Annotated in this window: 26 protein-coding genes and 1 pseudogene; 18 read left to right on the top strand and 9 right to left on the bottom strand. The window is 33.9% G+C overall.

From position 1 onward, the window contains the following. The first annotated feature begins 47 nt into the window (after window positions 1-47). On the top strand, window positions 48-1,880 hold the full coding sequence (locus ACZLO7_RS15065) for a serine hydrolase domain-containing protein (RefSeq protein WP_464941078.1): 1,833 nt from the start codon (window positions 48-50) through the stop codon (window positions 1,878-1,880). Between the two features lie 281 nt (window positions 1,881-2,161). Here ACZLO7_RS15065 and scpC read toward each other — a convergent pair whose 3' ends face one another. Next, window positions 2,162-3,667 (bottom strand): succinyl-CoA:acetate CoA-transferase ScpC, encoded by a 1,506-nt coding sequence (gene scpC / locus ACZLO7_RS15060; protein WP_464941077.1) that lies wholly within the window; start codon window positions 3,665-3,667, stop codon window positions 2,162-2,164. 629 nt (window positions 3,668-4,296) lie between these two features. Between scpC and ACZLO7_RS15055 the strand changes: the two genes are divergently transcribed. Beyond that, window positions 4,297-4,722 carry a DUF3995 domain-containing protein gene (locus ACZLO7_RS15055; protein ID WP_464941076.1) on the top strand — a complete coding sequence of 142 codons (426 nt, stop codon included), beginning with the start codon at window positions 4,297-4,299 and terminating at the stop codon, window positions 4,720-4,722. A 287-nt stretch (window positions 4,723-5,009) separates the two neighbouring features. Here the strand turns inward: ACZLO7_RS15055 and ACZLO7_RS15050 are convergent, their stop codons facing one another. The 3 genes from ACZLO7_RS15050 to ACZLO7_RS15040 all read right to left on the bottom strand — a co-directional run bounded on the left by ACZLO7_RS15050 (window position 5,010) and on the right by ACZLO7_RS15040 (window position 8,741). Beyond that, a complete protein-coding gene (locus ACZLO7_RS15050; protein WP_464941075.1) occupies window positions 5,010-5,981 on the bottom strand; it encodes a hypothetical protein in 972 nt (323 codons plus the stop codon). A 477-nt stretch (window positions 5,982-6,458) separates the two neighbouring features. Beyond that, complete coding sequence (locus ACZLO7_RS15045; RefSeq protein ID WP_464941454.1) at window positions 6,459-7,643, bottom strand: IS256 family transposase; 1,185 nt, start codon at window positions 7,641-7,643, stop codon at window positions 6,459-6,461. A gap of 249 nt (window positions 7,644-7,892) precedes the next feature. Continuing rightward, window positions 7,893-8,741 carry a pyridoxamine kinase gene (locus tag ACZLO7_RS15040; protein ID WP_464940130.1) on the bottom strand — a complete coding sequence of 283 codons (849 nt, stop codon included), beginning with the start codon at window positions 8,739-8,741 and terminating at the stop codon, window positions 7,893-7,895. Between the two features lie 221 nt (window positions 8,742-8,962). On the opposite strand from ACZLO7_RS15040, the gene ACZLO7_RS15035 reads away from it, so the two are divergent. After that, a complete protein-coding gene (locus ACZLO7_RS15035) occupies window positions 8,963-9,514 on the top strand; it encodes an ECF transporter S component (RefSeq protein WP_464940125.1) in 552 nt (183 codons plus the stop codon). Between the two features lie 777 nt (window positions 9,515-10,291). On the opposite strand, the gene ACZLO7_RS15030 is transcribed toward ACZLO7_RS15035, so the two are convergent. Continuing rightward, window positions 10,292-11,248: an alpha/beta fold hydrolase gene (locus ACZLO7_RS15030; RefSeq protein ID WP_464940124.1), complete on the bottom strand. Its 957-nt coding sequence runs from the start codon at window positions 11,246-11,248 to the stop codon at window positions 10,292-10,294. Window positions 11,249-11,584: 336 nt separating this feature from the next. Between ACZLO7_RS15030 and ACZLO7_RS15025 the strand changes: the two genes are divergently transcribed. The 9 genes and pseudogenes from ACZLO7_RS15025 (at window position 11,585) to ACZLO7_RS14985 (ending at window position 19,394) form a co-directional block, all read left to right on the top strand. Next, window positions 11,585-12,028, top strand: coding sequence for a GNAT family N-acetyltransferase (locus ACZLO7_RS15025; RefSeq protein ID WP_464940123.1), 444 nt, complete (start codon window positions 11,585-11,587; stop codon window positions 12,026-12,028). A 116-nt stretch (window positions 12,029-12,144) separates the two neighbouring features. Then, a complete protein-coding gene (locus ACZLO7_RS15020; RefSeq protein ID WP_464940122.1) occupies window positions 12,145-12,348 on the top strand; it encodes a thymidylate synthase in 204 nt (67 codons plus the stop codon). Between the two features lie 303 nt (window positions 12,349-12,651). Next, window positions 12,652-14,721 (top strand): GAF domain-containing sensor histidine kinase, encoded by a 2,070-nt coding sequence (locus tag ACZLO7_RS15015; RefSeq protein ID WP_464940121.1) that lies wholly within the window; start codon window positions 12,652-12,654, stop codon window positions 14,719-14,721. A gap of 64 nt (window positions 14,722-14,785) precedes the next feature. Then, complete coding sequence (locus ACZLO7_RS15010; RefSeq protein WP_464940119.1) at window positions 14,786-15,280, top strand: LURP-one-related/scramblase family protein; 495 nt, start codon at window positions 14,786-14,788, stop codon at window positions 15,278-15,280. Window positions 15,281-15,618: 338 nt separating this feature from the next. Beyond that, entirely contained in the window at window positions 15,619-15,897 is a 279-nt protein-coding gene (locus ACZLO7_RS15005; protein ID WP_464940118.1) for a hypothetical protein, read from the top strand. A gap of 200 nt (window positions 15,898-16,097) precedes the next feature. Then, window positions 16,098-16,928 carry a GNAT family N-acetyltransferase gene (locus tag ACZLO7_RS15000; RefSeq protein ID WP_464940117.1) on the top strand — a complete coding sequence of 277 codons (831 nt, stop codon included), beginning with the start codon at window positions 16,098-16,100 and terminating at the stop codon, window positions 16,926-16,928. Between the two features lie 67 nt (window positions 16,929-16,995). Continuing rightward, window positions 16,996-17,721 carry a GNAT family N-acetyltransferase gene (locus ACZLO7_RS14995; RefSeq protein WP_464940116.1) on the top strand — a complete coding sequence of 242 codons (726 nt, stop codon included), beginning with the start codon at window positions 16,996-16,998 and terminating at the stop codon, window positions 17,719-17,721. 167 nt (window positions 17,722-17,888) lie between these two features. Next, entirely contained in the window at window positions 17,889-18,416 is a 528-nt protein-coding gene (locus tag ACZLO7_RS14990) for a GNAT family N-acetyltransferase (RefSeq protein WP_464940115.1), read from the top strand. A gap of 219 nt (window positions 18,417-18,635) precedes the next feature. Further along, window positions 18,636-19,394 (top strand): annotated as a pseudogene (locus ACZLO7_RS14985) (class I SAM-dependent methyltransferase). Window positions 19,395-19,814: 420 nt separating this feature from the next. Here ACZLO7_RS14985 and ACZLO7_RS14980 read toward each other — a convergent pair. Continuing rightward, window positions 19,815-20,447 carry a hypothetical protein gene (locus ACZLO7_RS14980; RefSeq protein WP_464940114.1) on the bottom strand — a complete coding sequence of 211 codons (633 nt, stop codon included), beginning with the start codon at window positions 20,445-20,447 and terminating at the stop codon, window positions 19,815-19,817. A gap of 217 nt (window positions 20,448-20,664) precedes the next feature. On the opposite strand from ACZLO7_RS14980, the gene satA reads away from it, so the two are divergent. After that, window positions 20,665-21,186: a streptothricin N-acetyltransferase SatA gene (satA, locus tag ACZLO7_RS14975; RefSeq protein WP_464940113.1), complete on the top strand. Its 522-nt coding sequence runs from the start codon at window positions 20,665-20,667 to the stop codon at window positions 21,184-21,186. Window positions 21,187-21,605: 419 nt separating this feature from the next. Here the strand turns inward: satA and ACZLO7_RS14970 are convergent, their stop codons facing one another. Beyond that, window positions 21,606-21,959, bottom strand: a complete 354-nt coding sequence (locus ACZLO7_RS14970; protein ID WP_464940112.1) for a YxeA family protein — start codon at window positions 21,957-21,959, stop codon at window positions 21,606-21,608. Between the two features lie 582 nt (window positions 21,960-22,541). On the opposite strand from ACZLO7_RS14970, the gene ACZLO7_RS14965 reads away from it, so the two are divergent. From ACZLO7_RS14965 to ACZLO7_RS14955, 3 genes are all read left to right on the top strand, one after another. After that, window positions 22,542-23,057 (top strand): RNA polymerase sigma factor, encoded by a 516-nt coding sequence (locus ACZLO7_RS14965; RefSeq protein ID WP_464940111.1) that lies wholly within the window; start codon window positions 22,542-22,544, stop codon window positions 23,055-23,057. Continuing rightward, complete coding sequence (locus ACZLO7_RS14960) at window positions 23,044-24,054, top strand: anti sigma factor C-terminal domain-containing protein (RefSeq protein WP_464940110.1); 1,011 nt, start codon at window positions 23,044-23,046, stop codon at window positions 24,052-24,054. Before ACZLO7_RS14965 ends, ACZLO7_RS14960 begins: the two co-directional genes overlap by 14 nt. Before the next feature lie 150 nt (window positions 24,055-24,204). Further along, entirely contained in the window at window positions 24,205-24,618 is a 414-nt protein-coding gene (locus ACZLO7_RS14955) for a VOC family protein (protein ID WP_464940109.1), read from the top strand. Window positions 24,619-24,791: 173 nt separating this feature from the next. Here the strand turns inward: ACZLO7_RS14955 and ACZLO7_RS14950 are convergent, their stop codons facing one another. Next, window positions 24,792-24,863 (bottom strand): DUF2196 domain-containing protein, encoded by a 72-nt coding sequence (locus tag ACZLO7_RS14950; RefSeq protein WP_464940129.1) that lies wholly within the window; start codon window positions 24,861-24,863, stop codon window positions 24,792-24,794. A 12-nt stretch (window positions 24,864-24,875) separates the two neighbouring features. Continuing rightward, entirely contained in the window at window positions 24,876-25,070 is a 195-nt protein-coding gene (locus ACZLO7_RS14945; protein WP_464940108.1) for a hypothetical protein, read from the bottom strand. Window positions 25,071-25,374: 304 nt separating this feature from the next. Here ACZLO7_RS14945 and ACZLO7_RS14940 point away from each other — a divergent pair, with 304 nt between their 5' ends. Next, the gene (locus ACZLO7_RS14940) at window positions 25,375-25,830 is read left to right on the top strand and encodes an AraC family transcriptional regulator (RefSeq protein ID WP_464940107.1); all 456 of its coding nucleotides are present in this window, start codon (window positions 25,375-25,377) and stop codon (window positions 25,828-25,830) included. 334 nt (window positions 25,831-26,164) lie between these two features. Next, window positions 26,165-26,857, top strand: coding sequence for an AIM24 family protein (locus tag ACZLO7_RS14935; RefSeq protein ID WP_464940106.1), 693 nt, complete (start codon window positions 26,165-26,167; stop codon window positions 26,855-26,857). Window positions 26,858-26,970: the final 113 nt, after the last annotated feature.

Below are 26,970 nucleotides of genomic sequence, written 5' to 3'. Positions count from 1 at the left end.
AGAAAAAATGTATTTACGGGGGGAGTATCATTAGGAAAATTGCTTTAATGCTCATTATGGCTTTTTGTATTTTTCCAATAACTATTTTAGCATCAGAGAATAAGGAAGCTACACCACCAAGTATGATCACTGCTTATTTAAAACAACGGTTAGATGAGTATTCTGCAAAATATATCGGTAAGACAACGACTGGAGCGTCTGTCATTATAGTAAAGGACGGTAAAATAATTGTTAATAATTCCTATGGTTATGCTGATTTAGAGGAAAAGAAATCAGTTACAAAAAATACGGTTTTTGAATGGGGATCAGCTACTAAACTCCTTGTGTGGACTAGTGTAATGCAACTAGTTGAGCAAGGAAAACTGAGTTTAGAAGAGGATATTCGAGAATATTTACCAGAAGGGTTTTTAACAAAACTACAATACAAAAAGCCTATCACAATGTTAAATCTCATGCATCATGATGCAGGATGGGAAGAGAGTTACGCTGATTTATTATCCACTTCACCTGCATCTATTAAACCTTTAGGTGAAACATTGCAAAAGTTCCAACCAGTACAGGTAAAAAAACCAGGTGAAGTTGTCGCATATTCCAACTACGGAGTTGCATTAGCTGGTTATATAGTGGAAAGGATTTCAAATAAACCGTTTTATAAATACGTAAATGACAATATATTTTCTGTTCTCAATATGAAGGATACGGCAATTCATCCGTTACAAGTGGATAACAAAGGAGTTGCAAAAAAAAGGAAGCACGTTCACGGTTACGAAGGAAATAACAAGGGGAAATTCAATCGTTCAAAAAATGAACGTATCTATATTGGTCTGTATCCTGCTGGAAGTGCCATTGGTACAGCTGAAGATGCAGCAAAATTTATTAGTGCATTGATGCCAGTGACAGGTGATAAAAGCCCGTTATTCCAAAGTAATCAAACATTAGATGAAATGCTTACTAGTAGTAAATTTTATGATAATGGCTTACCAAGAAATTCGCACGGTTTTTGGCAAGGAATGTATGCTGTAGATGTGTTGGAACATGGGGGGAATACAGATAGCTTTTCTAGCAATATGACCTTTTCTAAAAAAGATAATATAGGCGTTATTGTTATGACAAATCAATCTAGTGAATCTGGTTTGTGCTATGGCTTACCAGTATTAGTGTATGGTGATTATCATGCAGAAGATAGTAAAGTGACGTTTCCCGATGCTCATGAACTTAAAGGAACGTATAGTATGGCTAGACGTCCTTATTCGGGCTTTTCCAAACTTATGGGTACTCTTATGACGGGAAAGCTAAAAGCAGTTGATAGTAACACATTAACAGGATTGGGTATGACATTTAAACAGGTAGAGCCATATGTATTTAGATCTACTAATGAAAATAATATATTTCTTCACTTCACAATGAACAGCGATCAAGTGGAAAAGATATCTATGATGACGAGTGATTTTCTACCGTTAGCCAACAGTATGAAATGGTTTACGGTCTTTAGTTCTATCGCTGTAATATTTTGTGTAATGTATATAGTTGTTTCTATAATCATTTTTATTATTAATAGTATCAGAAATAGAAAAAAGACTGTCCAACATACGCAAATGAGGAAATTCAATATTACTTTAAACCTAGCTGGTGTAGCTGCAATAATTAACTTTGCACTTCTTGCTTACAGAGCGTTGAACTATGCATCTTATGCTTCATTAAAGATTCACTTTTGGATAAATTATATATATATAGCCGTTATAGGTGTTTGTATAATAATGATTTTGAAACTGTGGGGTAAAACAACATCTACAAAAATGCAAAAAGTCAGTTATATACTTTCAACTATTACTGCATTGTTATTGATAGTCTTAATAATTGGTTGGGAACTTTACAAGTGAAATAATTCTAAACTTAAGAGCACCTTCCTTGTTACAGGAAAGGTGCCAGGAAAGGTGCCTCAGACTGTAGACAAACTCGAAAAAAAGAGTTTTCTACAGTCTTTTTATTTGTATACAAGATAGATCAGGGTTTTCGAAGCTTAGCGCTCGCTTTCTGCGGGCGAGCGCTAAGCTTCTCCAAGCCATTAAAATTATACCTTCTACTTTTCTATATCACATGAATTTTTATAATTGAAAGTAAGGTATTTATATTGGAAATTATAGCATTCGGAGTGGAACGATTACTCAATCATTGTCCCGTTCTTAGCGTAATTGACGTACCAAGAAAATGCTTTTTCAAGATTATGAGGTGTTTGGCTATTACCTGTTTTTTCTACGGCATCATTATAATACGCCCATAGTTGTTCTTTGTAATCTGGATGTACACAGTTTTCGATAATTAACGGTACGCGTTCTTTCGGTGCTAATCCACGTAAGTCAGCAACACCTTGCTCGGTGATCAGTACGTCCACATCGTGTTCAGTATGATCAACGTGTGAGACCATTGGAACAATAGATGAGATGGTGCCACCTTTTGCATAAGATTTCGTTACGAAAATACCTAATCTTGCATTTCTGGCAAAGTCACCAGAACCACCAATACCGTTCATCATACGTGTACCAGAGACATGTGTTGAATTGACATTGCCATAAATATCGGCCTCTAGTGCCGCATTAACAGAGATTAAACCTAAGCGACGGATTATTTCAGGTTGATTAGTAATTTCTTGCGGACGTAAGCATAGTTTATCTACGTACTTGTCCATATTTTCAAATACTACTTTACCTAATTCCTCAGATAATGTAATAGAAGTAGCCGATGCAAATGTTACTTTTCCTGCATCGATTAAATGAAAGACAGCATCCTGTAAAACTTCAGAATAAATTTCTAAATCTTCAAATTCTGAATCTTGGAAGCCTTGTAAAACAGCATTTGCTACTGAGCCTACACCAGATTGTATCGGTGCTAACTTAGACGTTAACCTGCCTGCTTTAATCTCATCTCGTAAGAAATTGAGTAAATTATTGGCCATAATAGCTGTTTCCTCGTCAGGAGGTACGATTAAAGAAGGAGCATCCGTATTTTCTGAGATGACAATGGCTTGGATTTTTTTAGGGTCAATTTTTATACCAATTTCTCCAATGCGATCAGTAGCACTTATTACTGGGATTGGACCACGCTCTCCTTGCTTATTAGGTACATAAATATCGTGAATACCAATAAAAGACTCGGAGCATGAAATGTTTAATTCAACAATAATATTTTCTGCAAAGTCAGCGATGATAGGTGAGTTTCCAACAGAATTTGTAGGGATTAAATAACCATCCTTCGTAATAGCACACGCCTCAATAATGGCAAATTTAATAGGTCCATAAATATTTTGTCGGACTAATTCAGCAACATGAGATAAATGACCGTCTACATAAAGAACTTCACCTTTATTAATGAGATTTCGTAATGCAGGTTCACCTTGATAAGGTCCACGCTTGCGGATAACACCAGCTTCAGCCAAATAGCGGTCTACTTCAGGGCCAAGAGAAGCGCCCGTATACACATCAATTTGGAACTTTTCTTTTTTTGCACGTTCTACAAGTGCAAGTGGCACAACTTTGGCATCCCCTGCGCGAGTAAATCCACTCATCCCTACTACATCACCATCTGAAATCAGTGCCGCAGCTTTTTCTGCAGAAACTACCTTGTCCGCTAATTCTTTCAAACCTAAACGCTTCTCAATCGTCGCTTTCACCTTAACTCCTCCTAGTGCTTCATTTTCTACAGTCTTTCCCCATAGCAAGGATGATTCAAAAACCACCATATGAATCATATATTCGAGACAAAGGTAAAATATGACTGAATAATAAATTTATTTTTTTGAAATATATACTTTGTATGAATATAAGAATTGCTTTTGACGAATTTATTGGAATTATTACAATGAAAAAAATATGCAGTTTATTGAGATAGATTGTGATTAGCTCACATATTCTATACTGTCACTTGAAGTGGAATATATGTATAAAATTAGTGATAAGATTATAGATAATAATAAAATGTAAAAATCAAAAATATTAGCTTAGTGGTTAGGGATAAAGAGGAGAATATATTAGCTGGTATAACAGGGACAATTTTTTGTATTATGTGAAATATTATTCCCTCCTTATTAAATGACAATCTTTTGTTAGGTGGTCAAATATGTAATATACTTCCTCTAAGCTGTTTTTATTTGTATTCATAAAGGTGGTACTCTTTTTAGTTTTTAATTTTAAAGTACTTAGCATAATGGGATAATTCAACTGATTTAGAAGGAATTAGACACTAAGTAACAGGGTTTTAGCTATTCAATTATTGAAATTGGAAACGATGAGGAGGGAAACAATGGTATCAGTAATATCTATTTTAGCTGTATGTATCTTGTTTTGTATTAGCTTACTTCACGTCTACTGGGCATTTGGTGGGAGATGGGGAAAGAATGCTGTTATCCCTGAAGTAGAGGGGAATCGCGCATTTTCACCTAGTGTTAGCGGGACATTGGTCGTAGCTTTAATGCTTGGCATAGCAAGTATCATTCTTCTTTTTGAGGCTAATTATATATCTTTACCTGGGAAATTCTTAATTGTTCGAGTAGGTGCTTGGGTTTGTGCCTGTGTTTTTAGTCTAAGAGTACTTGGCGATTTTAAATACTTTGGGATTTTCAAGAAAATAAGAAAAACGAAATTTTCAAAAATGGATACATTTCTTTATATGCCTCTTTGTGCGTTTTTGTCATTTGCTTTTATCATCACAATCATTAATGGTGGATAAAATTAAATCATATAACTGAACTTAACTTTTGCATACTAGTAAACTAAATTTTCATTTACCTATTATAGCTTAATGGCCTAACCAATAAGTCTATTGATACTTTTAAAATGCAATTAAATCTCAATATTTATTTTCTGGGATTTACCCCATCCCCATCAAGCTAATATTTTTTTTACTTGACAGCGATTGTGGTGGTACCCCCAGCTTCTTGTTAATCATGATCAACAAGAAGCTTTTACCCTTCTATGTACTAAATTTGGATTGAGGTCTAGAATTACTAAAAATATTTAGGAATGTAATAAAGTTAAAAATTCTTTAATCTGCCTAAGTTTAAAGGTAGTAGAAGGTCTTATATACAAGTGATAAATGTATTTGTCTCTTTCCCAATGTATAGCCCAACCTCTATAAGAACTATTTTGTCTACATAAAAAAATATCTTTATTTGGAACACCTAAAAAATCACAACTTATTTTTTTTATATTCCAACTCTGCCTTTTTCCAATTTTATTTCCAATACGTGTAGGTAAAGGGTCGGATAAATTTTTGGGTGCAATCCAAAGCCATAATCCGTCCGTATAATTTAATTGAGACCTATATAAAAGGTGTAATTCTGTACCTGTATGGTGAACTTGATATCCTATGGAGTCTAAAAAATAATCATCATACCTGTGAGGGGGAGATATAGGTATTTCTATCATCAACTCTTTTAGAAATGTAATATCATTTTCGAACCATGAAACTCGTGTAACTTCATCCTCTTTATCCCATTTTGGTTTTTTAAAACGAGAAGTAAAGCTGCTAGTAGAAAAAGATTGCTTGCCCAAACTCTCTATAAAGGATTCATCAACTGGCTCTAACATTTTTAAAATTAACAAAATTTCTTCTTCCTCGTAAACCCCTTTTAAAACAGATAATTCAATATTAGTAAACCATCTAGCAAAGCATGCTGCTTGATTTCCTTTATAATCTATCCCTATAAACCCAACGATTCCATCTATATTAAAAGATTTACCTTGATTTATTAAATTAGTATCAGCAGTTATCACAGGTATAGCCCAATCATAAAAAAACTGTTTAATTCTTATAATTCCTTTTTTATTTTTTATTTCAAAACGGATAGAAGAACGTACTTTGCTCGATTCCTTTCTTAAAGATATATTGTCAATAGAGTAGGTAGAGGGCAATTTAGGTATTAAAATTACAAAGTTAGTGTGTTTTTGCGCCTCTTGCAATTCATCAATTGTAATTGACTCTATCATAAGACCTCTCCTCTACTTATAAATTCAGAATTTACATAGAAAATTAAAACAGAAATTAACTATAGCGTTTTAATATTACAACAATTAATCACATTATATATTGAATAAATTTATAATTCTAGGGACGACATTTTTAAGTGTAAATAAGCATATTTATGGAGAAGTGAACAAATAGCTCATATTTTATGGAAAAGGTGGATTTCATAAAAGAAGAGACAAAAAGTAAATCAGTCGATGTAGACTATGTACAACTCATCCACATAAAGTTGACGGTAAAACGGCCGAAGAAATCACTATATTAGTAGGTAATCACTTCACGAGGGAATTTTTAAATATCAAATCACTTTGTGATAAAATTTGATGTAAATTTGTAAAGAGATAATAAAGTTATTTAATATATAAGAGCCTCGCTACATTGAATGGGGACCGTCAATATTTATGTGTAAATGAGTGTGACCTTTTCTTGTAGATGCTCTTTTATTCTTTTGATTTGAACATTAATTCCAACTCTGCACGCGATTTGTCGAACCCTAAATGACATCGTGTAGCGAAGCGTTGATTGTACTGATCAAACTGAGATACAAGAAAGCGTTCCAACGATTCTTCGTTTGGGAATTGCTCTTTTCGCTTGCTGTATTTCTTGATTTGTTTATTAAAGGATTCTATTAAGTTTGTGGAGTAGATGCTGCGCCAGATACCTTTTGGAAAGCTGTAGAACGTGAAAATATACGGATTTTCAAGCAATGGCTTCGTTACTTTCGGGTAAATGGATTTCCATTTCTCCACAAATTCTTGCAATGCTTTTTGCCCCATTTCGAGGTTGTCTGCACGATAAACAGTCTTAAAATCCTCGCAAATTTCAGCTCGATCTGTCACACGTACTTTATGTGCAATATTACGTGCAAGATGCACACAACACGATTGATATTTTGACTCGGGAAAGACGGAGAAAATACTATCAGTAATACCTTTTAAACCATCTGAAATGAATAATAATATTTCTTCTGTGCCACGATCTCTGATATCTTCCAAAAGTTCTTTCCAAACTCTAGCTGATTCATTTGGTGCGATTGTGTAAGCTAAGACTTCTTTAGAACCATCTTCACGAATACCAACGGCAATATAGACGGCTTCTTTTGCGACTGTTTCACGTTTTAGAGCGATATATGTCGCGTCCAAATAAACGCACGCATAACGTGCAGAGAGAGCTCGAGCTTGGAAAGCTTCTACCTGTTCAGACATCACTTTCGTCATATTCGAAATCGTTTGTGGCGTGTAATGATGACCATACATTTTCTCAATTAAATCAGAGATTTCCGTCATCGTTACACCTTTTTGGAACATATGAATGACAAACGATTCGAGCGTATCATTTGAACGCTTATATGGAGCCACAGTCTGTTGTCTAAATTCACCGTTGCGATCACGTGGAATGGCAATTTGAAGATCACCAAATTCTGTGTGAAGCGTCCGTGAATAGGCGCCATTTCTAGAGTTGCCAGAGTTGAAGCCAATACGGTCATACTTTTCGTAATCTAAGAAACATGTCAATTCGCTCGCTAAGAGCGCGTTTACGGCCGATTCTAGGTGCGTGCGAAAAACTTCCTTAATATCTTCTTTTTTTACTAGAGCTTGGACAATATCTGTTGTAAACTTATTCATAGGGAAGACCTCTTTTCTGTGAATTGTGTTGTGGTGACTTAATTCTACAAGAAAAGGTCTTCCTTTTTCTATTTATTCATTTACACAAGATATTTTACGCTCTCATTGAATGTAGTGAGGCTTTTAAAAGTTGTTTATTTTCTATCCATTTAAATAAGTTTATATGAAAAAATCAATAATAAGGTTGTTTAATTCCTGTCCAACTAAAGCACCCCAAAGCATACCCATGTGATTAAGAGTTTGAGATTACTAAAGCAGCATACGCAAAAATTGTTCAAAATCCACGCCTGCCTCCCTTGGAACTTCCTCCTTCGACGTAGCTTCAATCGCAGCGGCTAAAAACGTCTCTGCAAGCTTCATCGACTCTACTAAATCCTGCCCGCGCATCATGCCACCCATAATGACTGATGCAAACAAATCACCTGTGCCTGAATAGCTCTCGCCGTTATAGTCGCGGATACTATAAAATGAACGATCCGCATCGACATACATATTGCCTACATAACGCTTGTCTGCATCTGTTGGCGGCGGATTCAAACCAGTAATAATGACGTTCGCTCCAGTTGCTTGCTGTAGTTGATGTCCCGCTTCATCTAGCGCCTGAAAATAATCTAAATTGTCTCGATAGCTTTGTAACTTCTCATACGACGAACCTGTAAGCAAGCAGCACTCTGTAATATTTGGTGTAATAATGTCTGCACGCTTCACTAGCTCCTTCATATGATCAAGCAACTCGCCTGTATACATTTTATACACCTCGCCCAAATCGCCCATCACTGGATCGACAAGCAGCGTTGTTTCACTCGAGTGAAACACGCTTAAAAACTGAAAGATGTTATCTATGTGCTCTTTTCCTGTCACAAAGCCTGTATGAATCCCATCAAAGGTCGCACCAAGTTTGCCCCACTCATTCACAAAGTAGTCCATCTTTGACGTTAAATCCTTACAATAAAAGCTCGGATACCCTGTTTGCGCCGTTAAAATCGCAGTTGGCAATGGTACCGCCTGTACACCCATCACTGACAGCACAGGTATCGCAGCCGTTAACGAGCACTTCCCAAAGGATGAAATATCCTGAATTACAGCAACTTTTTTCATCATACTCTCCACCTAACTAATACTACTTATACTCTCTTCATCGTATCATATTTAAAAAGATGCGAAAATACACCCAACTGATATTCGAGAGATGAATAATTATTATACATAGAAAAACAATCTGACCTTTAATATTTTTATTAAATTGACACTTTTACAATAGTCAGTCGTCTGCTAAAGTTAAAATTATCAAAAAAATTATCGTAGGGTGGAAGATACAGATGCAAAATATACAAAGTCAAACCTATATTAAACCACGCAACAAAACATTTGATTTAGTTATTACAGGAATTTTATCAACACTTGTTTTCGTGGCAACAATGTTTATCAATATCAAACTCCCATTCGGTCAAGGTGGTCTCATCCATTTAGGCACGTCAATGCTTTTCATCGCAGCGATTTTATTCGGCCCTAAAAAAGGTGGTCTTGTAGGGGCAATCGGGATGGGCTTATTTGATATCGTAGGTGGTTGGTTAATTTGGGCACCAACAACAATAATCGCGCGCGCATTACAAGGTGTCATCGTTGGGAAAATCGCTTGGTCTAAAGGACATAGAGGCGACAACATTCGTTTAAACATTTTAGGAGCAGTCGTTTCAATGCCCGTGATGATTGCCGTATACTACACCGGGCAAGCGATAATGTTCAAAAGTTGGGTTGCGCCTATGGTATCCATTCCCGGGGACGTAATTCAAAACGTTGTCGGTTTACTCATCGCGATTCCAGTATGTATCGTGCTGAAAAAAACACCGTACTTCAAAAAGAATTTTTAACTTCTTTCAGCATTCAACCCATACTTCTATAGGCGATGAGAACTGTCAGTATAATGTTTTTGCTTATAATTGGTTGTACCAATATAGAGACTGATTCAAAATAAATTGTTCCTTCTGATACTGATATTGTGAATAGAAATAATAGTGATATTGAAAATGAACCTAGGTTAAAAGAATTTATCAAGAATACAGAAGCAGTTTGTTAATCTTGAAAAAACGAACAGGTTGTGGGGGAGTCCAGAACCTGTTCGTCAAGCAATCTTTAACCAATTTCCAATTCATAGTGCTGAAGGTATGGGTCCTAACATGCTGCTTGCATTGCAAAATGGACTTATGAATATGTGGCTAAAAAACTTTGCCTAGGTCATCCTTTATCCGAAGTGTGGGGTATTTCAAACAAATGGAACATAATTTTAATAAGATGGGGTCTCATTCAGTAGGGGACTTAGCACACACGGACTTAAAGAGACTTGAAAGGACATTTGGTGTAATAGGTACACAATGCGGTTACAAAAATAAAAGCACAAAAGGCTGTGTAGTATACGGGACTGACCCGACATCCTTTTGTGCTTTTATTAAATATTAAACCTAAATTTTTTGTTGAATTATATAAAATACATATTCCCGTTCTGAGAAGTAATATATGCGTTAGTATAATAATGACTAGTTTTTTAATGATTAAATACCTCCTTATAAATTATTCTCTATAATGTTTTTGGGAGAATAAGTAAAAAAGAAGTTGATCACTTTTCCTTTTATTTGAGAGCTATCTGGCTTTTACTCATGTACTTTGCTTGACGTTTTTAAAATAGAGCGCATAACACTTGTAAATTTCTCTGCCTCACTCCATTGAGGGAAGTGACAAGAATTTTCAAACCAATAAAATTGCTTTGGCGTAACTATCGTATCAAAATATTCTTTTGCAAGACTTGACGAAACGTGATAATCATGTCGACCTTGAATAAAAACGACTGGAACATATATTTCCTTAACACTTTCAAAATTGACTGTCATCAGCTCAGGCCATAGACGTTTTATTGATTGGATAGAACCTTTTTGACGATTGATTAAGTCCCTAAAAGTATATTCTCTAGAAAAGATAAAATCTCTCACAAAGGTATTATAGTTTGTGTGTCCATAAAGAGAGCCCTTGTATTTAACAACTTGCCTTGTTACAAACAACAAATCACTCAACCAATTCTCCGACGAATATGTGTAGTCAATTCTTTTTAATCTATTCTCTTTTTTAGCATTGCCTTCCTCCAAACATTTCTTAAGTACGTATTCATAAGCTAGACGCGATGATTTTTTCATATTGACCACTTGACCACAGCCAATATATGTATGTATCATTTCTGGATACAGTTGACTAAACTTCAATCCCAGGACGCTACCCCAAGAATGACCTAATAAATATAGTTTTCTTTGCTTATATTTCCGCAACAGATATTCCACAATTAAATAAATATCTTCAATAAACATTGAGATCGTGATTTTTTCATCATCGTGAAAAGAATAATACGATTTCCCTGCCCCGCGTTGCTCCCATACAGCAACTGTAAAATATTCTTCTAAGGATTGGTTGTATTTTGTAATCAGAGGTAATGCAGCATCACCTGGTCCGCCGTGTAAATATAACAAAATAGGCAGGCTGTCATCAGATGAGTGTATCGATAGAAATTGCTTTTGACCGTTGATCTCTAAATATTGTGAAACTGATTTTAACTGAGACATTACTTTTCCTCCCTTTTTGCAAATCTTATAGCTGATAGAATCTCAAACAAAAGGTAAACAGTTTTCATCATTAATTAAACTCTGAAAATCGTATTTGCATTAGGGATATATTAAAGAAAAATAAATCAAGAAATTGATAGAAACTATGATTATTAGTCAAAACAGCTTTATAATTTGAAATCATAATTCATTTAATCCCTCCAGTCTTTAATAGTATTATAACATTGAAAACTATAGAATTTTATAAAAATAGTATAATATTGGTAAATGTGGGTTTAATAGAACTAGGGAAATTTGAGGAGTGTATTATATTTCGTATACTAGAGGTGAAAAGTGATGAATATTAAGTTAAGGGATTATTTGGATGAAGATTACAATGAATTTTTTGAAATGGTAAGTTCTCTTTACAGCGATGATCTTGAAGGGCAACTGATGAATCGCACAAAAGTAGACGCTACCATTAATGAGTGTAAAAAAAATACACAAAAGGTTCAGATTAAAATTTTATTAAACAACAATGAAATTATCGGATATTCAATACTAGTTTACTTTTGGAGTAACGAATATGGGGGAAACATTCTATTCATAGATGAGCTTTACGTTAAAGAAAAGTTTCGAAGTAAAGGAATAGGTGCTTATTTTCTTAATTGTATGGAGAAAATAGATAATATTGTAGCTCTTCAACTAGAAACAAATCCTTCCAATAAGAGGGTGTTTGACTATTACACAAGATTAGGGTTTGAAGTTGTGGGGAATACTCAAATGATTAAAACTTTCTAGAAGAGGTGTTGATGAAAATGGCTGCGTTTGCAGAAGTGTAAATAGGTAGTATTTTCAGATATGCATTGCAAATTTGCGTCTTCTACAACTTATAATTGTTTTGGGAGGTGATAGATATGAAAGTTGAGTTTGCTGATTCGGATGGAGAAGTTATTTTCAAAACACAAACGAATGATGTATCGGGGCTCTTAGCCGCAGCAAAAGGTGAAGCAATTATATTTGGAACCAAAAGATTCACTTACACTTCTCATGTTTTAAACCATTATGAATTATTAGAAAGAGGTATGGAACAACAACTAACAATCTATATGAAGCGCTAACCAAGCATCCTTCGGGATGTTTTATTTTGCTTTCAAACAAGCAAATGCCTAGGTTATGATATAAATTGGAATTTAGTTGAATAAGTCTTTTTTTATTATTTAATAATAAAGATAGATGGTTGAAGAAAAAAGAAGTAATACAAATTAATATTAGTTACAATGAACCATATCATAAGTAATAGAGGTTTTCCATGTATAATAGGATACAGATATAAATTAAAAATAGTAAAATGATCTAGAACTAGACTGTTAGCTAGAAATTATACTTTTAATTTTAGTAGGCTTTGATTGGAGACCATGTGAATGCTAATTGAACAGACGAGATATTCTAGGCTCGCGAATATAACCAAAGTAATTAATACAAAGTTAGAATTACGTGATGTTTTACAGCGTGTAACGCAGGCAATATCCGAGGAAATCGTGCAATGTAACTCGGTTGGTATTTATTTACCCGAAAAAGATGGCACATTTAGAGGATTTATAGGAAAACCAGAAGATATGAATGGCATAACGCTCGATACACTGGTAATTGATATTGAACTAGACTTACTGGCCAAAGAAGTTATTGAAACTAAAAAAACCATCTATATCTCTGATTCCTCAAAGGATAATCGGATGGACCCTAAATTGGTAGAAGCCTTCAAAATTAAATCCTTATTAGCACTACCTATCTCATATGAACAAGAGATATTTGGTTTAGTTTTTTTATTTGATTATGGAACGCCGATGAATTTAACAGAGTCGGAAATTCAAAGTGTTGAAGCATATGTGAATATGGTTGCAGTTGCAATACAAAATGCAAATAATTTAAAGCAAAAGGAAAACCTTATTGCAGAAAAGCAGTTGTTACTCGATGTGACACGTGATTTGTCGATGTGTTCCTCCGTGCAGAAAAGTCTTGACAAATGTTTTTACTACTTAGGAAAGATTTTAGATAGCAAAAAAAGTGCAGCCCACATCCTGGATCCGTTGGGAAAAAACACAATCACATTCATGAAGATAAATAAAGACTGTGATTGGACAGAAGCAAATTGGATGGAGAATCTTAGTAGCATAAGAATGAACCAAAGCTACGAAGCTATGATTCAGCAGGTTATTGAAACAAAAAGTATAATTCTCACTCCAAATATAGATAATATGAGTCTACTTATGATCCCACTGGTTTCAATGGGGGAAGTATTAGGGGTTATAACAGTTGTCAATTTAGGAGGGGAAACTTGTAATTACCATGAATCTCAAATTCAATTAGCAAAATCGATAGTCGATGCCACAGCCCCTACGTTTTCAAACTTGTTATATATGGATCAACTTGAAAATATGGTAGAAAGGCGAACAAGGGAACTAGCTTCTGCTAATGAAAAGGTTACAAGTGTTATTGAAAGTATAACGGATGGATTCTTTGCATTGAACAAAGAGTGGGAATTTATTTACATGAATAAACATCAATATTTGCCGCAAAAGAAAACGGCAAAAGATGTATTAGGCCAGAATATATGGAGAATTTTCCCGAAATGTATAGACACGGTCATGTATAAGGAATTTCATCGTGCGATGTCAGAGCGAATACCAGTACATTTCGAAATGACCTCAGCCTATGGTGATCATTGGTACGAAGTAGTTGCTTACCCGTATGATGAGGGAATCTGTTGCCTTTTAAAAAACATAACCGAAAAAAAGAAATATGAGAAGGAATTGAAAAGATTATCAAACCTAGACTTAATAGGTCAGATGGCAGCAGGTATTAGCCATGAGATTAGAAATCCCATGACAACAGTACGAGGATTTTTGCAGCTATTAAAAAAAGAGAGCGAATTCGAAAAACATAATGATTACTTTAATGTAATGATTGAAGAACTTGACCGTGCCAATTCTATTATTACTGAATTTCTTTCTATAGGTAATACAAAGACATCCGATTTACAGATGTTAGATTTAAATTCTATTATTCGAGATATTACTCCTTTAATAAAGATAGATACATTTAATCAAAACAAATTTATTCAATTTGATCTGAAAGACATTCCAGATTTACTTTTAAATCGTAACGAAATACGACAATTGATAATAAATCTATACCGTAATGGATTAGAAGCAATGAGCACAGGTAAGGTTTTATCCATCAGTACCTACAAAGGAGATGAAAATTGTGTAGTTCTTGCAGTACGGGATCAAGGAGAAGGTATCAGTCCTGCGATTGTAGAGAAATTGGGTACTCCATTTTATACGACCAAAGATAATGGCACTGGATTAGGACTGGGCATATGCTATGCCATTGCGGCCCGTCATAACGCAAAAATTGAATTTCAAACAGGAACTGAAGGAACTACTTTTTTTGTAAAATTTACAAGTCCAAATTCCAAAAAACTATTTTAATAATTATTAATAGCTATGATGAAATCTGCGCTATATTGATATACTATTTCGAAGGAGGTGCAGAATGAAGCAACTTTATATAAAACAAAAGGTATTCAGTCTAAGTGGCAAATTTACGGTAAAGGATCAGCAGGAGAATGATGTTTATTACGTAGAGGGTAGTTTTATGCAAATTCCAAAGACTTTCTCCATTATGAATACAACAAGAGATGAAGTCGCGCTTATTACGAAAAAGGTGTTCAGCTTTTTACCGAAGTTTTTTGTTGAGGTAAATGATCGAGAGGTGTTAACGATTAAGAAGAAGTTTTCTTTCTTTAAAGCACACTATACGATTGATGCATCAGACATTGATATATATGGTAATTGGTGGGATATGGATTTTCAGGTCTTACAGCATGGTGTTGTCATCGGTAAAGTGAACAAGGAGTGGTTCACTTGGGGAGATAGCTATAAGGTTCAAATATTGAACGAGGAGATGGAGGCCATTATTATTGCGATCGTTGTCGCAATTGATTGTGTGAAGGCTGACCATGCAGCCGCTTCCTCAGCAGCGACCTAACCTCCATTAAAGGTGCAATGATGAACCGTATCATAAGCAAATGAGGTTTTCTTCCTCGTTTGAGTGACGTAATATATCTAGGGAAAACAGTCTGACTAAGTAATTAGTTTGGCTGTTTTTTTGCAAAGATTCCCGTTCTAAAGTTAGATTATCCTATAGTTATTTTAGATTTTTATGTGCTCTTTCTTTAGTTGATGTATCAATAGTCAAAGTTTTGTACAAAAATTCATATTTAGATTACATAGATATACGTTATTATTACTGTGCATATTTTCTGGACATTTTACAATACTATGTCTAGATAATTTATCTAATTGGTAGGAAGGGAAGAGGCATAATTGGCTAAGCACTCAGATATAAGCTGGAAACAGGATCATCCAAGCACTTTGTTTAGCAACTCTGTCCAAAAGGCAGATCGTATGTTAAAGCAAGTAAAGTCACACCTGGAGGAGATAGGGATTGAGCATACTTTCAATCAAATAGAACATGCAGAAAATGCACACTTGAATGCAGAACGATATGGTGAGAATTTGGATACAGTCCAACAAAATAAAGAAAACTTAGAGCTGATCAAGCAGCAATTACACGAAGTGCAAGAAATAATGAAAAAGCAGTAAGACAATAACCCACGCCGGTTTTGAACTGCTCCTGTTAAGTAGACAGTCGATATAATAAAATGCTTAAACGGCTTGAGCCCTCATGTTCTAATGGACTCAAGCTGTTTTATTGTTCTTGTTCACCCATCGGCTCAGGTTATTTTAAGAAGATAACTTTGTATTAATATGGTAAAATTAGTGTTATGTGGGGGTGGTAACGTATGATTTTAGAATTGAAAAAGTTTGAATTCTATAAGTGTAAAGAATTGTTATATGAGCATGGTCAATTAGAAGCAAAAGCAGTAATTGAAGGAGTAAATCCAGGTCGAGTATTTGTAGATGATACTGATTTGCCTACTTCTGGACTTATTTGGTTAGGTAATAATTATGGCTTTATCTTTATTGGGGATGAAAAAAATGAAGGGTTCAATAACGAATTAAACAATTTTATTGATAAGATAATCATACCTGAAGCAATAAAAGTTGGATTAAATTGGTTTGAAGGTGTTGGTAATCACAGAAAATGGAATACAACTATTAAAAAAGCACTTAAAAGCCGTAAATTAGGAAGTTGGAATCAGAGGGTATATACGCTACAAAAGGATGATTATAAATGCAACTATGAACTTGCCATTGAACAAGGATATAAGGTTGTGAAAATTTGTGAAAACCTCTTTGAAAACAATGATTACTCAATAAAAAACATTGAATTTTTACACTCCAAAATTTTAGAGTTTTGGTCTTCTACTGAAACGTTCTTTAGTGAAGGTATAGGATATTGTATGATTTACAAAGATGAAATTGTAAGTATTTGTTTTTCAGGTTTTGTCGTTGAAAATGTACATGCTGTAACCATTGAAACTATAGAAGGACATCGAGGGAAAAAGTTAGCCCAGAAAATAGCTAAATCTTTTGTAAACGATTGTTTAAATAATAATATTGTTCCGTATTGGGATTGTATGGAATCAAACAAGCCGTCTATTGCAGTTGCAGAAAATATAGGATTCAAAAATGTATTTAACTATATAGGATATGATTTTCCTTTTAAGTAATTTTTACTTCCACTAACCGAGCGGGTTAGAAAAAAGTAAAGAATTTTTATAAAAGGGGTGAAATTAAATGGATTTACTACTTCAAAAATTGCAAAGAGTTGGTGTGAATTACATAAAATGTGATAATGTAATCATTTTAGAAATTTTAGAGAATAGACATTATCAAGCTGCTGAAATAGATATGCGTATAAACGAGCTTTTAGCTCAACTAAAAGGCAGTAAACTGAAAAAAGTAATGTTTGAGTGTCCTAAAACTTTTTTGGATAACTTAAATTGTACAAGAACTAAAATGAAAATTATTGGTGAAAGGGTTATATATACAAGATCTTTTACAACACCATTAGATGTATCGATACCGAAATATGAGGTATGGTCAACTTCTGAGAATAACTCTATCTCTTTTTTATCTGAAGTAATGGGTAAAAATTATACTGAAACAGAGAAGTTTTTAACCGGAATGAGGACGGAGCTTCCATCACAAGTAGAGAAAATGTATACAGTGTGTATAGTTAATAATGAACCTGTTGGTGTAGTTTTTCCTCATATAGAACCAAATACAGATAAAGAAGGTCGCATTTTTTGGATAGGCATTCACCCCGATTTTCTAGGGAAAAGGCTGGGCAAAAACTTACACTTAATAGGATTACACAGATTGAAAGTTGAATTTATGGCAAAGTCTTATCTAGGGCTTACTCAAGTTGATAATACTCAAATGAGAAATATAATGGTTTCAAACGGCTGCATTCAAAATGAAAATTCAGTAATTTCATTACAACATTCTATTAAAGAATAGATAAGTATGGAGCAGAATTAAAAATAAAACTTGTGAAAAAATGTACTTAAACTATCGGGGAGCTTTAATAAAAGATCTTTGAGCTGTTCTGAAGCCGCACCGTCTTTACAAGCTACAGCAAACTAATGAACAATTTGTATTGAAAAAGAAAAAAGGAGGAAGTTATTATGGTGATAAAGGGAATGTTTTTGTACTTAAGACCTATTAAAGATGAAGATATGGAAAGTATTTATAAGTCTTGTCAGGATGAAGAGTTTTTGTATATGACTGGTACTCGTAACCCATTTACACTTGACCAAATCATAAAAAGTTATAAACAGTTTAGCAAAGACCCCACACGTTATGATTTTGCCATTTGTTTATTGGATAATAATGAAATAATAGGTGATTTATCAATCTTAGACATTGATCAAGACAATAAAAAAGCGGGTTTTAGAATATCACTACATAGTAGAAATACTTTGAACAAAGGTTATGGTACTGAAGCAACTAAACTTGCACAAAAATTTTCTTTTGAGGAGCTTAAACTAAATCGTTTGGAATTAGAGGTATTTTCTCATAACATTCGTGGCATAAAAGCATATGAAAAAGCAGGATTTAAAAAAGAAGGAACATTAAGACAATCCCTTTATATGAACAATAAATACTCTGATGAAGTCCTTATGGGAATGATTCAAGAAGACTATTATAAATAAAGAGTATTCACAACCCTTCTGATACCAACAGCACGGCTCTTTTTCTTCTTTAACTAAAGCAGAGGGTTAGTAAAAAAGTGTAAAATGTAACAATATTGTATAGAAAGTGAGTGATTTAATATGATAGTCAGCTCTTTACCTACATCTAACAAACTTGAGGTGCGGAAGTTTTAATAATTCGATTAATATTCTTCTGCATATAATATCGGAGGAAATGAAATGTTTAGTTATTATGGTGCATTAAGTACGGAAGTATATGATTTTACCAAACCAGTGGGGTATTCAATTGACGGTGATATTGAATATTATCTTGAAAGATTAAAAGGGACTAAAGGGAAGATACTTGAAGCTGCTGTCGGATCAGGCCGATTCTTAATTCCCTTACTTGAAAATGGATTTATTGTTGATGGCATTGACTATTCAACTGAAATGTTAGATTCTTGTTGAAAACGATGCAAAGAAAGAGCCTTAAATCCGAAGCTATATGAAGGTAACTTACGTAGTTTTTCTTTGGAATCAAAGTATGAAGCTGTCGTTATACCTACAGGCTCCTTTTGCTTGATTGACAATTTAACGGATGCTAAAGATGCTCTGAAATGCTTTTATAATCATCTAATACCAGGAGGGCGTGTAATAGTTGATTTGGAATTACCAAGCAATTGGCGTACAGGAGAAATTACTACTGCAACCTTTCCACTTTCTAACGAAGAAGGCATTTCATTAGAGAGCAAATCAATTGAAATCAACTGGGTCGACCAATATACCTTATCTTATTTAAAATACGAGAAATGGAGAAAAGGTAAGCTGATAGGCACAGAATTACAGAAGTTTGCAATGAGATGGTACGGAATCGAGGAATTTAAACTTATATTAGAAAGCATTGGTTTTTCCGATATTACTTGTTCTGCCGATTATGCTTTCAAAAAACAACCATCAAAAGATAGCCAACTCATTACATTTGAAGCTGTACGAAAATAATAAGATTGCACATTTATGAAACGGGATGTTTGCAAAAGAACTGAGTGAAAAATAACATTCAGTTCTTTTGTTTATTGAGTTGCATATGCAGCTCTTTTTTCTTATTGTGCTAACGAAGCAGGTTAGTTGAATAGGGTCTTTGTTTATCTATAACTACAGAGATTGATGGTCAAAGAGAAGGGAAGTATTACAATTTAATATAAGCTACGATGAACCGTATCATAAGTAATTGAGCTTTTTCCAATTAAGTTGTTCATGGTGTTCCAGTTGCTGAAATGTGAAGCTTCACCGCTTCGTTCATGTGGTCTTTGTTTTGAAAAAATAGCCTCATGAAACATGAGGCTATACCGATTCAAAAGATGTATAAAGTTAACGTTTCTTCAGAAGGCGAAAACTAACAGTGCTGGCCAAGCTGAAGGATTAATCACATCTATATTTAAATTTAGGTTCTGTCTGAATGTAAAAGGCATTTCTTACTTGCGCACACCAATTGGCAAAGGCGGATCTCCATTCGGGCGTTTTAAAGAATTGTTCAACAGTTTGTGTTTCAGAATGCCATACGATAAATAGATTGAGTGGGGCAATTCCTCCTGCCCAAATTCCGTTATTTGCGTCGGTATCCTCTTCCCTTACTAATAATAAGGGTAGTCCAAATTGAAATGCCATTGAGGGTTCTACTTGCGAATAAACGGAACCTTCCCAGACCGGAGTGGGTGGTGGAAGGGGTCCGGTATTGACATCGACTGTTTCAACTTTAAACCGACGAAGGTTGACTGCCAACATTCCATAACTTGATGAAACTAACCGACGAATATCCGTTAAAATCGATTCCGGATAACTTTCGCTTAGAGGCAATGTACGTGGAAAAAGCAAAGCGTTCTCGATCTCCAAAATGAGACGGTTTAGAAACCGTTGTTGGTTGTCATTTAAATGCGTTGTCGTACTTAAAAATATGGGAATACGATAAGCGCGGTCAATGCACGCTTGATGTGCTGAATCTATATTTTCTTTATCTCTATCTCTGCGTGAAGCGTTATGTCCATCACTACTCATTTTCTCACCTACTTTTTTCCTTAGTATATGAAAAAGGAATAAAGAGGATTGGACATAGTAATGATCAAGAATAGATTGACGCTAAGTTTAATATATCTACAAATAATTCCATCCCCTTGTTCAACTAACGGGGTTCGTTTCTTGATGAAAGTCTAAGGAAAGATAAGGCGATAATAGAAGTTGGATTACATATAATTTCGTTTAGAAGGAGAATGAGATGATAATTAAAATGACTCAATTTAATATGAAGGATTTTAATAAATCAAACGATGGTTTCATTGTTACGGGGAGAATTATACCTACATTTGAAAACAATGTTTGGAAATATACAGAGGAGATATTTTCTGAACCTTGTTTCAAGAAATATGAAGATGATGAAATTGATATCAGTTACATTGAAGAAGAGGGGAAAGCTGTATTTTTTTATTACGTTGAAAACAGCTGCATTGGTCAGATTAAGATTCGTTCTAATTGGAATGGATATGCATTTATTGAGGATATTGCTGTTGCAAAAGAATATAGAAAAAATGGTGTTGGAACAGCATTATTAAATAAAGCTATTGAATGGGCAAAGGAGAATAACTTTGGTGGTCTTATGCTTGAAACACAAGATATTAATGTTTCAGCTTGTTATTTTTATGCCAAAAATAACTTTGTAATCGGTGCAGTTGATACTATGCTTTATTCAAACTTTCCAACAGCAAATGAAATAGCGATTTTTTGGTATTATAAATTTTAGGTTATAATGATGCAGTTGAATAAATTGAGAGATGTTAATTTGGTGTTTCGTCTTGTTGAACTAATGATGGCTTTAAAAGAAGAGATTAATCTGTAAGTACGTAAGGCTCTTTTCTATTATTCAACTAAATGGCAGTTTAGTTGAATAATAATGGTGGTGAACCGTTTCATAAATAAGTGCGTTTTTTGAAGATTACTAGATATTTTTATCAAAATGATAAAGAAGTCAATCAACTACTTTATGTAGTGATTTGACTTCTTTATTTATTCTTTCTACAATCTATTGATGTAATTGAGCTTAATTGATAATAAATTAGTTCAAGTATTATTCAATATGGTATAACGTAGTTCAACCATAGTCGCCACTCTAGACAAAAAAATGAGTAAAATATCTTACACTATGACCAAATTCCATAAGTCTTATTTGAGCTTATCTTGAACACTGGAAGGAATATCATTCAACTGAACCTCTTCCCAAGCTTTCACATAAGTTCTTTTTGTATCAACTTTTAAGTATGCCCCCTCCCGTAATTGTTTACCGGCAGTGAAAGTAATCTTTATTTTCTTGCCATCTTCATTAATTCCTTCTAAGGCATACTCATATGTTTTTTGATCAATCTTTCTTCCAGTTTGAACAATCTTTACGAAAACATCCTTTTGATGAATAAAAGGGTTTAACATATCTGCAAGCTCGTTCTTAACGAAAAGAGACATTGACAATATTATTATAACTGCAACAACTAGAGTTCCAATTGCTATTTTTAATGCTTTCATCGTAAAACCCCTCCATATTTTCTTCTTTATTTACATTTTATAAGAAATAGAAAATAGTAGCCTTCGATTATGGTTACAAATTAAATAAAAAAGTTACGATATTGTCACTTTTCATTTATGGTATAATACCCATTTTATGTATTGTTGATAGTATACTAATCTGTTATCACAGAGGTTTATGTAAAATTAAGGAGAAAAATAACTTGAAGACTTACTGGTATAGTAACCAATGCAAATGATATGTTTTGCAGTATGAAAATTTAGCATAATATACACTCTTATCTAAGTATAGTGGGCTATAGTAGAAGAACGTTGAGTGTTGTTTAACTTGTAGTCAACAATCGGGATAGATTTTAAATAGAGAAATTTTTGGTATAGCACACTTTGAAATTTTAAATTTCCCAAGACGAAAGTAGATCGGTTTTAAAAAAAGTAACATTAATTTAAACAGCGAATTATCATATTCTAGTATGATTCTAGTGGATCATACTTTTTATTTTGTAAATTTTTAAGAAAAATTTCATTTTAAGTGTTAACTTTTTTCGTTGTTAAAGGTCTTATAACTGGAAAGGAGGGGAGTAATTGAGTCGGCATGATGAACTGTACATAGTTTTGCAAGAAAAAACAGCAACTATTTTTAAGTATTTAATTAAAAATGGCGCAAATCCTCGAGATGCTGAAGATATTATCCAAGAATCCATCTATAAATTTATTTTAAATATTGATGCAGTTGATCCAAACAAAGCGTATAGTTGGCTATTTCGAGTAGCAATTAATCATTATTATGATTTGTGTCGCAAACAAAAAAGGGAAGTGAGTATATCTTTTGACCACTTTGAGCTTGTAGACGATTCACTTTTACCAGAAGACTATGTTCAACAAATTGAGATGAAAAAAGAAATTGAAGACATACTGAATCAACTCACTCCCTTACATAAGCAATTAATCTTATTGAAATATGTACTTGGATTAAGTTACGAAGAGATTTCTGAGATGCTGGATTTAAATTTAGGAACATTGAAAACCTATTTATTCCGTGCAAGAAAAACCTTTAAAGAGATATATCGAAAGGAGCAGGAAAAACATGACAGTAAATAAAAAAGAACAGGAATTAAATGATTTTTTTGATGGAAAGTCAACAAGTACTATTTCAAAGGTTGTAAAAAAAGCAAAGAGAAGAACGATTCTTCGAAATATGGGTATCTCTCTATTTGTTATAGTTTTCTTGTTAATTACTTTAAGTTTGTCTTGGTTTTTTATTTTAAGGGGAAGTCAAGAAAAGGCGATGCGTGATATCGAATCATTTAGCAGAATCACTAATCCTAATATTGAGTTATTAGGGGGCCTAAACGAATCAAATGGTGTATTTCAAGGGATTTTAACGTTTAATCGATATAAAGAGATTGAAGGGATTCCAGTAGATTGGAGTAATCATGTTGTTACGTATAGTCTGTTTGGTGGGGTGAGTGGTTTCACAGGTGATCATTCATTAATACAGATTGAAGATAAAGAAGACGGACTTTTAAGGTTTTATGACCGTGATACAAAGCAAAGAATGATGAATTTTTATCATCCAGAGGTATTGTACAGCCAAATTCGTAATGACCTAAAAACCTTAAATAAATTTACAGATGATACTTTGATCGAATTAGGGGTTTCATTTAACCAAAAATATACACCGGAAGAAGTTCGTGAATTAATTCCAAAGAATATAAAACTTAAATGGTACTGGGTAGATACTTATTCAGAAAAAGACATTGAATCATTAAACACACACAAAAGCAAATACAAACCTACTTTCCCTGAATTAGCTACTGAAATTTACGGGTTTAGTGAACACCCTACCGATTCCTCTATGAGTGAGAAGCGTTTTATTGATGATGTACAAACGGGCTTAAATTATGAAGATGGAAAATACTTTGGGGAATTTAATCGTATATATAACAATTTAAAAGGTAATTCTGCAAAACTAGCTCCTGAAAATATTGAAATAATAGGCGCTGTGGTAACAGGAACACCGAAAGAATTAGCTAAATTAAATGATATGGATATGATTCGGGCAGCTGTACTAGGCGTAACGGTAAAACCATATTGAAAATAGATTGTTATAACTATAGTTAGTAAAGAATTGTACTTAAATTAATAGTTGCTTTAGTAAAAAAAATAGGGGCCACTTTTTAGGTTAGGTTACACTTAGTTGGACAATATAGGAGAGTAGAATTAAATTTAAAAAGGAGAAATAACTATGACAAAACAATTTTGGATTAACTTGCCAGTTAAAGATACAAATAAATCAAAAGAGTTTTATAGCAAACTTGGATTTTCGACTAGTACACCACTTGGCAATAGCAATCAAGTGAAATTAGTCATTGGAGATAATAATGCTACCATAATGCTTTTTCCTGTTTCCACTTTCGAAAATTTCACCAAACATGATATAGTCGACACAAAACAAGCTACTGAAGTATTATTTTCGATTGATGCAGAGAGCAAAGAAGAAGTAGATGAATTAGCAAAGAGGGCAGTAAAGGCTGGGGGTACAATTTTTGGTGAGCCCTCAGAGAACCAGGGTTGGATGTACGGCTGCGGTTTTACCGATTTAGATGGTCACCGCTGGAATGTGTTGTATATGGATATGAGCAAGATGCCGAAGGAGTAAGAAATAGAAAGCTAAATCTTGTATTAAGTTAACGAGTGCGTTAGTGAAAAAAGGGTAATAAAAAAGTCAATTCCTTCATACCAAATGGAATTGACTTTTTTTATTAGACGAAACTTTCTTAGCATTGTAAATTCGCACTTTCCTGATGCTACCCCTATAAGGGAACTTCAAGATTAAATTTCCTGTACTCGTCCAATTTGTCCATCTCTTAGCTTGACTTTAACACCGTGGGATGGGTATCTGATTTTATCTGTTCATTAGACACCCATTTTTCTACGGGTATTGCTTGTTTTTTTCGTTTGCTGACTTTTCATTTTTTTCGTTGAAAGGTCGACATTCTTTTTTCCTTTATTAACAGAGGACTGATTTTTTTTGATTTCAAGCTGCTGCTTCACTGCCTCTTTCAGGCTGATTTTCTTTTTTGGTGCTTCGGATTGATTTTTCTCGGTCATAGGAAATTCCTCCTTTTTGAATATGATAGTTAGTCCAGTATAATCTATTTTCACTTATTTGTGAAATATTCCACTTAAACAACAGGGCGTCAATCCAAGAAGGAGAAAAGCTTCTGTTATAAACTTGTAGGTACAGAGGAATGTATCGATATAATTTAAAGGGGATTATACTCCTAGTATATTGGGAATGTGAATATTTAAAATTTATGTAAATAATTTTAAAAAAACGCTGTGCATTCTATTTTAAAGCGTAGTAATCTTGTAATGAACAAGTTATTTATTCTTTAAAGGAGGCAAACAGATCATGAATATTATGATTGAAAAGATTCCAGCATATCGGATTACTTACATAAGGCAGATTGGCCCTTATGGAATTAACAATGTGCGAACAATGGAAAAATTAAAAGAATGGGCAAAAGCTAATCATTTACTTAATGACGAATCCGTAATTCTTGGAATTGCTCAGGATAATCCTGAAACTACTAAACCTGAAAACTGTCGTTATGATACCTGCATAGTTGTTTCAAACGACTATTCAGTAACTGATGGCTATATAAGAGAAGGTAATATTGTTGGAGGAAAATATGCTGTTTTTAAAATTAATCATACAGCAGAAGCAGTTCAAAAAGCGTGGATTAATATTTTTCCAGAATTATCAAGGCTAGGATATCAATTTGATGAAGCAAGACCAATTATCGAAAGGTATGTAGTCAAAATGGTTAATAATCATCATTGTGAAATTTGTGTACCCGTATATTAAGGTAGTAATTAGATAAATTCCAATTTGTTTGATTGAACAAAACGTACATAAGTCTAATTCAATTAATGCATATAAAATGTGGATGAAGAAAAAATAGCTTCTCTTAAAATTCGTAATATTTTCCTGATTAAATTGGACAATGAATGTTTGGTTTAAGAGATAATATTGAAACATGGAGTAATATAATAATTGTCCATATTCTAAATATAATGTTTTAAAGTTTAAAGTAGAAAAGGGAACATAGAAAAGTGCCATTTCTTATTTAGCTATGGGGTTAATTGAAACCTGGTTGCACATTTCTACGTATATGTTAAAAAATGAAAGGTTGTGTAGCATGAATAAATACTCGATTGCTGAATTTATTAAAAACACGGAGCAAGTGGATAAAGGAGAAGGATTTTTTGAATTAGAGACACCTCGTTTGCTAGAGGTGAATCTTGATGGACTCGTTTGGGCCAAGGCAGGTTCAATGATCTCTTATCAGGGAAGGATTAAGTTTGAGAGAGAGGGTATTTTAGAAAATGGAATTGGGGCTATGTTCAAAAAGGCTTTGACTGGTGAAGGTGCTGCCCTCATGAAAGCAAATGGGGAAGGAAAGTTATATCTTGCTGACAGTGGGAAAAAAATCATTATTCTTTATTTACAGAACGAAGCAATTTATGTAAATGGAAATGACCTACTTGCCTTCGAACCAACTATCAAGCACAATATTAAGCTTATGAAAAAAGTAGCAGGTATGATGGCAGGTGGTTTGTTTAATGTTCGGTGTGAAGGAACTGGTATGATTGCCATTACAGCCCATTATGAACCACTTACATTACGTGTAACACCAGGAAAACCAATTATTACAGATCCAAATGCAACTGTAGCGTGGTCGGGAAATCTTCAACCTGAATTTCAAACTGATATTTCACTAAAAACATTCATTGGAAGAGGTAGTGGAGAATCGATTCAAATGAGGTTTGAAGGGGACGGTTTTGTCATAGTTCAGCCGTATGAAGAAGTTTATATGCAAGCACAGAGTTAATGGTTTTTAAGTGCCTATCTGTATAAGGGGCTAAAGCCCAATTGAGCTACAGAAGAGGCATTAATGCAATTAAATTGGATAGAAAATGAGTCGTTCTAATATTGAAGCATCCT

It is taken from the genome of Viridibacillus sp. d25.2, from assembly GCF_055456015.2.
The sequence above is the reverse complement of the archived record's forward strand: the minus strand, read 5'-3'. Positions and strand labels throughout refer to the sequence as shown.

What these genes read in the sequence shown, in the direction of transcription:
- ACZLO7_RS15055 (WP_464941076.1), top strand. Translation starts at nt 4,297, where the DNA reads ATGGTATCAGTAATATCTATTTTAGCTGTATGTATCTTGTTTTGTATT.
- ACZLO7_RS14935 (WP_464940106.1), top strand. Translation starts at nt 26,165, where the DNA reads ATGAATAAATACTCGATTGCTGAATTTATTAAAAACACGGAGCAAGTG.
- ACZLO7_RS14990 (WP_464940115.1), top strand. Translation starts at nt 17,889, where the DNA reads ATGGTGATAAAGGGAATGTTTTTGTACTTAAGACCTATTAAAGATGAA.
- ACZLO7_RS15040 (WP_464940130.1), bottom strand. Translation starts at nt 8,741, where the DNA reads ATGAAAAAAGTTGCTGTAATTCAGGATATTTCATCCTTTGGGAAGTGC.
- ACZLO7_RS14945 (WP_464940108.1), bottom strand. Translation starts at nt 25,070, where the DNA reads ATGACCGAGAAAAATCAATCCGAAGCACCAAAAAAGAAAATCAGCCTG.
- ACZLO7_RS15015 (WP_464940121.1), top strand. Translation starts at nt 12,652, where the DNA reads ATGCTAATTGAACAGACGAGATATTCTAGGCTCGCGAATATAACCAAA.
- ACZLO7_RS15000 (WP_464940117.1), top strand. Translation starts at nt 16,098, where the DNA reads ATGATTTTAGAATTGAAAAAGTTTGAATTCTATAAGTGTAAAGAATTG.
- satA (WP_464940113.1), top strand. Translation starts at nt 20,665, where the DNA reads ATGATAATTAAAATGACTCAATTTAATATGAAGGATTTTAATAAATCA.
- ACZLO7_RS15065 (WP_464941078.1), top strand. Translation starts at nt 48, where the DNA reads ATGCTCATTATGGCTTTTTGTATTTTTCCAATAACTATTTTAGCATCA.
- ACZLO7_RS14980 (WP_464940114.1), bottom strand. Translation starts at nt 20,447, where the DNA reads ATGAGTAGTGATGGACATAACGCTTCACGCAGAGATAGAGATAAAGAA.
- ACZLO7_RS14955 (WP_464940109.1), top strand. Translation starts at nt 24,205, where the DNA reads ATGACAAAACAATTTTGGATTAACTTGCCAGTTAAAGATACAAATAAA.
- ACZLO7_RS14995 (WP_464940116.1), top strand. Translation starts at nt 16,996, where the DNA reads ATGGATTTACTACTTCAAAAATTGCAAAGAGTTGGTGTGAATTACATA.
- ACZLO7_RS15045 (WP_464941454.1), bottom strand. Translation starts at nt 7,643, where the DNA reads ATGAATAAGTTTACAACAGATATTGTCCAAGCTCTAGTAAAAAAAGAA.
- ACZLO7_RS14970 (WP_464940112.1), bottom strand. Translation starts at nt 21,959, where the DNA reads ATGAAAGCATTAAAAATAGCAATTGGAACTCTAGTTGTTGCAGTTATA.
- ACZLO7_RS15030 (WP_464940124.1), bottom strand. Translation starts at nt 11,248, where the DNA reads ATGTCTCAGTTAAAATCAGTTTCACAATATTTAGAGATCAACGGTCAA.
- ACZLO7_RS14940 (WP_464940107.1), top strand. Translation starts at nt 25,375, where the DNA reads ATGAATATTATGATTGAAAAGATTCCAGCATATCGGATTACTTACATA.
- ACZLO7_RS14960 (WP_464940110.1), top strand. Translation starts at nt 23,044, where the DNA reads ATGACAGTAAATAAAAAAGAACAGGAATTAAATGATTTTTTTGATGGA.
- ACZLO7_RS15020 (WP_464940122.1), top strand. Translation starts at nt 12,145, where the DNA reads ATGAAAGTTGAGTTTGCTGATTCGGATGGAGAAGTTATTTTCAAAACA.
- ACZLO7_RS15035 (WP_464940125.1), top strand. Translation starts at nt 8,963, where the DNA reads ATGCAAAATATACAAAGTCAAACCTATATTAAACCACGCAACAAAACA.
- ACZLO7_RS15025 (WP_464940123.1), top strand. Translation starts at nt 11,585, where the DNA reads ATGAATATTAAGTTAAGGGATTATTTGGATGAAGATTACAATGAATTT.
- ACZLO7_RS15050 (WP_464941075.1), bottom strand. Translation starts at nt 5,981, where the DNA reads ATGATAGAGTCAATTACAATTGATGAATTGCAAGAGGCGCAAAAACAC.
- ACZLO7_RS15010 (WP_464940119.1), top strand. Translation starts at nt 14,786, where the DNA reads ATGAAGCAACTTTATATAAAACAAAAGGTATTCAGTCTAAGTGGCAAA.